The organism is Mesorhizobium sp. M1A.F.Ca.IN.020.06.1.1 (assembly GCF_004023265.1).
GTDB lineage: Bacteria > Pseudomonadota > Alphaproteobacteria > Rhizobiales > Rhizobiaceae > Mesorhizobium.
On record NZ_RZSR01000367.1, the window covers coordinates 1 to 5364 of the forward strand.

General features: G+C 63.3%; 4 protein-coding genes and 2 pseudogenes. 4 read left to right on the forward strand and 2 right to left on the reverse strand.

The genetic code is table 11. From position 1 onward, the window contains the following. Window positions 1-118 (forward strand): annotated as a pseudogene (locus tag EOA60_RS39055) (cupin); the annotation flags it as partial. 142 nt (window positions 119-260) lie between these two features. Here EOA60_RS39055 and EOA60_RS17145 read toward each other — a convergent pair. Continuing rightward, a complete protein-coding gene (locus EOA60_RS17145; RefSeq protein ID WP_095823539.1) occupies window positions 261-668 on the reverse strand; it encodes a nuclear transport factor 2 family protein in 408 nt (135 codons plus the stop codon). 184 nt (window positions 669-852) lie between these two features. Continuing rightward, the gene (locus tag EOA60_RS17150) at window positions 853-2043 is read right to left on the reverse strand and encodes a Xaa-Pro peptidase family protein (protein WP_095823540.1); all 1191 of its coding nucleotides are present in this window, start codon (window positions 2041-2043) and stop codon (window positions 853-855) included. Between the two features lie 342 nt (window positions 2044-2385). On the opposite strand from EOA60_RS17150, the gene EOA60_RS17155 reads away from it, so the two are divergent. The 3 genes and pseudogenes from EOA60_RS17155 to EOA60_RS17165 all read left to right on the forward strand — a co-directional run. Then, window positions 2386-3996, forward strand: a complete 1611-nt coding sequence (locus EOA60_RS17155; protein WP_095823541.1) for an ABC transporter substrate-binding protein — start codon at window positions 2386-2388, stop codon at window positions 3994-3996. A gap of 116 nt (window positions 3997-4112) precedes the next feature. Continuing rightward, the gene (locus EOA60_RS17160; RefSeq protein ID WP_128311651.1) at window positions 4113-5099 is read left to right on the forward strand and encodes an ABC transporter permease; all 987 of its coding nucleotides are present in this window, start codon (window positions 4113-4115) and stop codon (window positions 5097-5099) included. Then, window positions 5096-5364: pseudogene (locus tag EOA60_RS17165) on the forward strand (ABC transporter permease); the annotation flags it as partial. The gene EOA60_RS17160 and the pseudogene EOA60_RS17165, both read left to right, overlap by 4 nt.

The window sequence follows — 5364 nt, forward strand, 5'->3', positions numbered from 1 at the left end:
GCTCAACACGGGCGATCAGCCGATGCAGCTTTTCGTCGTCTATTCGCCGGCCGGCCCGGAGCTGGCGCTGCGTGATCTACCAGATTTCAAGCTGCTGCCGCGAGAGGCAAACAATTGATGGCAAATCGCTTGCGGGCATTATTCGCCTCACCGGTTTGCTTCGCAATCACCTCTCGAGGTATGTACGGGGGCCCAGCGAACAGGTGTGCGGAGACATCGCGAACAGTCTCGTGCGAGTTGCCGCGAATAGCACCTCCAGGCTAAGCCCAGAATGCATCCCAGGCGTAGAGGTCGTAGAAGTGTTCCCGGCCATCGACTACCTTGCCAGCCCTGATGTCGAAGACGATGCAACAGAGCACATCAAGCTGTTTGCCGTTGCGTTCCCCGGTATTGCGATGGACGCCGACCACACGTCCGTCCTCACTTTCGATGACATGCAGAAGATTCGCCCTGAAGGTGCCAAGGGTTTGCCCGCCATAACGGCCGAACTGGGCAAAAGTCGCCTCACGGCCTTTGTAGTCGCCGGCGATCGGATTCCTTCCCGGGCTGTGCCACGTGCATTTCTCGTCGATGATTTGCGCAAGCGTGTCCATGTCTCCGGAGTTGAAGGCGGCGTAACCCCGCCGAATGAGCTCGGAGTTCTGATTTCTTGATGTTACGTCTGCCATAACTTCCTCCTGCTACCGGCCCGACGTAATCGGTCTGGTAGGAGGCGCCGGGCCACAACTCAAGTCAGCAAGATACACCCAGGACGGCGGGCGCGCACGACGAAGCTTGTTTCCCATCAATCCGCAGAAGCCGCCCCGAGGTTTGAACTCGGTCATTCGGAGTGATTGGTTTCCCGAGCGCGCTCTAGGCGACCCCGCCCCTGTTCCACCCACGCCCGCGATCGCCGAACATCGCATAGCCTGTGTCGGTCACCGCCACGGTATCCTCGAGCTTGATGAAGCCGCGCGTCGGGTGGAGCATGGTGGTCTCGACCGAAAGCACCATGTTCTTTTCCAGCGGCTTGGCCGCATAGGTGCCTTCATAGGTGACCGGATGGTTGGTCATCAAAAACGGCGCTTCATGCGTGATCAGCCCCATGCCGTGGGCGAAGAAATCCGTATAGGCCGCGACCTTGGAAGCCTTCAGCACGCTCTCGGCATGCGCGATCATGTCGCCGCCGAGCGTGCCGGCTTTGACCTTGGAGAACGCGGCCTGCTGCACCGACTCGATTTCGGACAGCAGATCCTCGAGCTCGGCATCCGGCTCGCCAAGAATACCCATGCGGCAGAGGTCGCCGATATAGCCGTGATAGTTGCCGCCGGAATCGATCGACAGCACCTCGCCCTGCTTCCACGCCTGGCTCGACGCAGCACGGTTGTGGCTGGCACCCAGTGTCAGCAGACAATATTCGAAATGCGCGCCGCGATTGGTCTCCTCGCGCCGTAACTGCTCGATGATGTCGGTCTTGGTCGTGCCCTCGCGCGCCCAGGCGATCGTCGCCAGCATCGAATCGGTGATTAGTTCCGAGGCGGTGCGCAGCTTCTCCAGTTCGGCCTCGGTCTTGATGGCGCGCATGCGCTCCAACATGCCGGTGGCATCGATCAGCTTCGCGTCCGGCAGTGCCTTGCGGATCAGCGAGTAAGCGTCCGACGGCAGGAAAGCAGGCTCGATGCCTATGCGAGCAGCTTGCTTGCCGATCTTCTGCAGATGCTCGACGGCAAGGTTGGCGGCGTCGAGCGTGCCCCAGCAGGCCGCATGCAATGTCGGTGTCCAGAACGGATGGTTCTCGTGCTCGCCGCCTTCCATCTTGTTGCCGATATAGGCCGCATGCTCCGGCCCGCCTTTTTCATAAAGGACGATCGGCAGGTAGCGGCTATGGCCGATGGCGTCCATCGCCGCGAAAAAGATGAACTTGTAGCCGCCGAGCAGATATTGCGTGTTGTGCTTGGAGGTGGCGAAAAGCACATCGATGCCGGCCTCCTCCATCAGCCGGTCCACCCGAGCCTGGTCGAACGGGATGCCGCTGGCCTCGGTTTTGCCCGGAGCGATGTTCATCTTTCCCTCCCTGATTTCCTCGGCCGCTCAAGCAGTCAAACATGATGAAACTGCCGTTTGCGGCCAAATCTGCACCATCTTGACCGTTTTGGTCCAGCCAGAATTGACAGCATCCGGCTGACCCCGCCCTCTCCTACTTGGCTTGAGGCCGCGTACGGCTTAGTCTGGTCCTACCAGATAGCCGCGACCGCAGCCCGAATATAACTGGTCCAGCGGACGAAAATTTCAGAGCCAAGCCAGCATGCGCCAAATCCGTCTCTGGCGAAACCTTTGCCAAGGGCCATAATCCCGCTGATTTTGAGGTTGCCCGCGCCGGTCGCGGGTGAAGAGGGGAGCTTGAGGATGTCCGGATTGCCGATTTCACGCCGCGGCCTGCTGGCCGGCTCGGCACTGCTTCTGGCCTCGACCGCCTTGCCGGCCATCGGCCGGGCGCAGACGCCGAAGAAGGGTGGCAGGTTGATCGTGGCCGCCGACTCCGAGCCGCGCAACCTCAATCCGGCTATTGTCGCTTCCAACGGCGTCTTCTTCATCTCCAGCAAGGTGGTCGAGACGCTGGCTGAGGCCTCCTTCGACGGCAAGGACGGGCTTCAGCCGCGCCTTGCGCTTTCCTGGGAAGGCTCGGCCGACGGCCGGTCGGTGACCTTCAAGTTGCGCGACGGCGTCAAATGGCATGACGGCAAGCCCTTCACCTCCGCCGACGTCGCCTTCTCCGCGCTGCAGGTCTGGAAGCCTCTGCAGAATCTCGGCCGCACGGTGTTCAAGGACCTTGAAGCCGTCGACACGCCCGACAAGCTGACGGCCGTGTTCAAATTCGCCAAGCCGACGCCGTTCCAGCTGATCCGCAACGCGCTGCCGGCATTGAGCAGCGTCGTGCCGAAGCACGTCTATGAGGTGGGCAAGATCGAGGACAACCCGGCCAACAACGCTCCTGTCGGCACCGGCCCGTTCAAATTCGCCGAATACAAGGCCGGCCAGTACTATCGGCTTGCGCGGAACGATGCCTATTGGGACAAGGACGAGCCCTATCTCGACGAGATCGTCTACCAGGTGCTGCCCGACCGAACCTCTGCGGCTGCGGCGCTCGAGGCGGAAGAAATCCAGCTCGCCGCCTTCTCCGCCGTGCCGCTCGCCGACCTCGACCGCATCTCAAAGGTGCCGGGCCTGAAGGTCATCACCAAGGGCTATGAGGGGCTGACCTACCAGCTCGTCGTCGAGATCAACCATCGCCGCAAGGAACTGGCGGACCTGAAAGTGCGGCAGGCGATCGCGCATGCCATCGACAAGGATTTCGTCGTCAAGACAATTTTCCTCGGCTACGCCGCGACCGCAACCGGTCCGGTGCCGAAGAACGATCCGCAATTCTACACTGCCGACGTCCCGATCTACCCCTTCGACGTCGCCAAGGCCAACGAGCTGCTCGACGAGGCCGGCTACAAACGGGCCGACGACGGCAAGCGCTTTGCACTGAAGCTGCTGCCGGCGCCGTACTTCAATGAGACCAAGCAGTTCGGCGATTACCTGCGCCAGGCGCTGGCCGTAATCGGCATCGACGCCCAAATCGTCAACAACGACTCGGCCGCCCATATGAAGGCGGTCTATACCGACCACGCCTTCGACCTCGCCGTCGGCCCGCCGGTGTTCCGCGGCGACCCGGCGATCTCGACCACCATCCTGGTGCAGAGCGGCATCCCCGACGGCGTGCCCTTCTCCAACCAGGGCGGCTACAAGAACGCCGACCTGGATGCGCTGATCGCCAAAGCGTCAGAGACGCTCGACACATCCGCCCGCACCGAGCTCTACAAGGAATTCCAGAAAATGGTGGCGGCCGACCTGCCGCTGATCAACGTCGCCGAGTGGAGCTTCATTTCCGTCGCCCGCGACACTGTCGGCAACATCGCCAACAACCCGCGCTGGGCGGTATCGAACTGGGCGGACACCTTTTTGGCGGGTTGATCCGCACTTGCGGATTGCCTGCCTGGGTGCTGAGCTTTGAGAATGAGAGTTCCGTCGCGCCCCCCTCTGTCCTGCCGGACGCGGCATCCAAGGGTTGGCCCTGATATGGCGTCGCCATGACCCGAGCCCTCACCCTCCTGCGCCGCCGTCTCGTCGGCAGCGTCTTCGTGCTGCTGATCGTCGTCATCGGCAGCTTCCTGCTGCTCGAAGCTGCCCCCGGCGACGCGGTCGACGCCTATATCGTCTCGGCCGGCGGCGACGCCGGCATGATCGAATTGCTGCGCCACCGCTGGGGCCTCGACCAGTCGGAACTGACCCGGCTCGCCAACTATCTCTGGGCGCTCTTGCACCTCGACCTTGGCCAGTCCGTCACCTTCTCGCGGCCGATCCTCGACGTCATCCTCGAACGCCTGCCGACCACACTCATCCTGATGGGCAGCGCCACCGCGCTCTCCTTCGGCCTCGGCTCGGCGCTCGGCATCTATGCCGGTGCGCGTCCTGGCAGTTTTCGCGACCGCTTCCTGTCGATCGGCTCGCTGGCGCTCTACGCCGTGCCGGGCTTTTGGCTCGGCCTTGTGCTGATCGTCGTCTTTGCCGTCGACCTGCGCTGGCTGCCGATCGGCGGCATCGAGACCATCGCATCGGCCAAGACCGGGGTGGCGCGGGCCGGCGACATCGCCACCCATCTTGTGCTGCCGGTCTCGGCGCTCGGCTTCATCTATCTCGCGCTCTATCTGCGCATGATGCGCGCCGGCATGGCGGAAGCCTGGCGGCAGGATTTCGTGCTTGCCGCCCGTGCCAGGGGCTTGCCGCGCCGGCGCATCGTGCTTGCGCATGTCGCCCGCAACGCGCTGCTGCCGCTGGTCACCATGCTCGGCTTGCAATCGGCGCAGATGCTGGGCGGCAGCGTTGTCATCGAAAGCGTCTTTGCCGTCCCCGGCCTCGGCCGGCTGGCGCAGGAAGCCGTCGCCGGACGCGACACGCCGCTGCTGCTCGGCATCATTTTGGTGAGCGCCGTGCTCGTTATCGTCATCAACCTCCTGGTCGATCTCGCCTACGCCTTCCTCGATCCGCGCGTCGGTGCCGGCGAGGCGGTCGCATGAAGAGGCTGCATCGCTTTTTCCAGACGCCGGAAGCGATCGCCGGCGCACTCATCCTCGCCTTGCTCGTCGCGATCGCGCTGGCAGCGCCGCTGCTCTTTCCGGGCGACCCGCAAGCGATCGCCGGCCCGGCCTTGCTGCCGCCGTTGCAAAATTGGTCGCTGCCGCTCGGCACCGACCGGCTCGGCCGCGACGTGCTGGCCGAACTTTTCCACGGCGCGCGCACCTCGCTGGCGGTTGGACTAGCGGCGGCCGCAGCTGCGCTTCT

Coding starts and splice junctions, on each gene's coding strand:
- EOA60_RS17150 (WP_095823540.1), bottom strand. CDS start 2,043: ATGAACATCGCTCCGGGCAAAACCGAGGCCAGCGGCATCCCGTTCGAC.
- EOA60_RS17145 (WP_095823539.1), bottom strand. CDS start 668: ATGGCAGACGTAACATCAAGAAATCAGAACTCCGAGCTCATTCGGCGG.
- EOA60_RS17155 (WP_095823541.1), top strand. CDS start 2,386: ATGTCCGGATTGCCGATTTCACGCCGCGGCCTGCTGGCCGGCTCGGCA.
- EOA60_RS17160 (WP_128311651.1), top strand. CDS start 4,113: ATGACCCGAGCCCTCACCCTCCTGCGCCGCCGTCTCGTCGGCAGCGTC.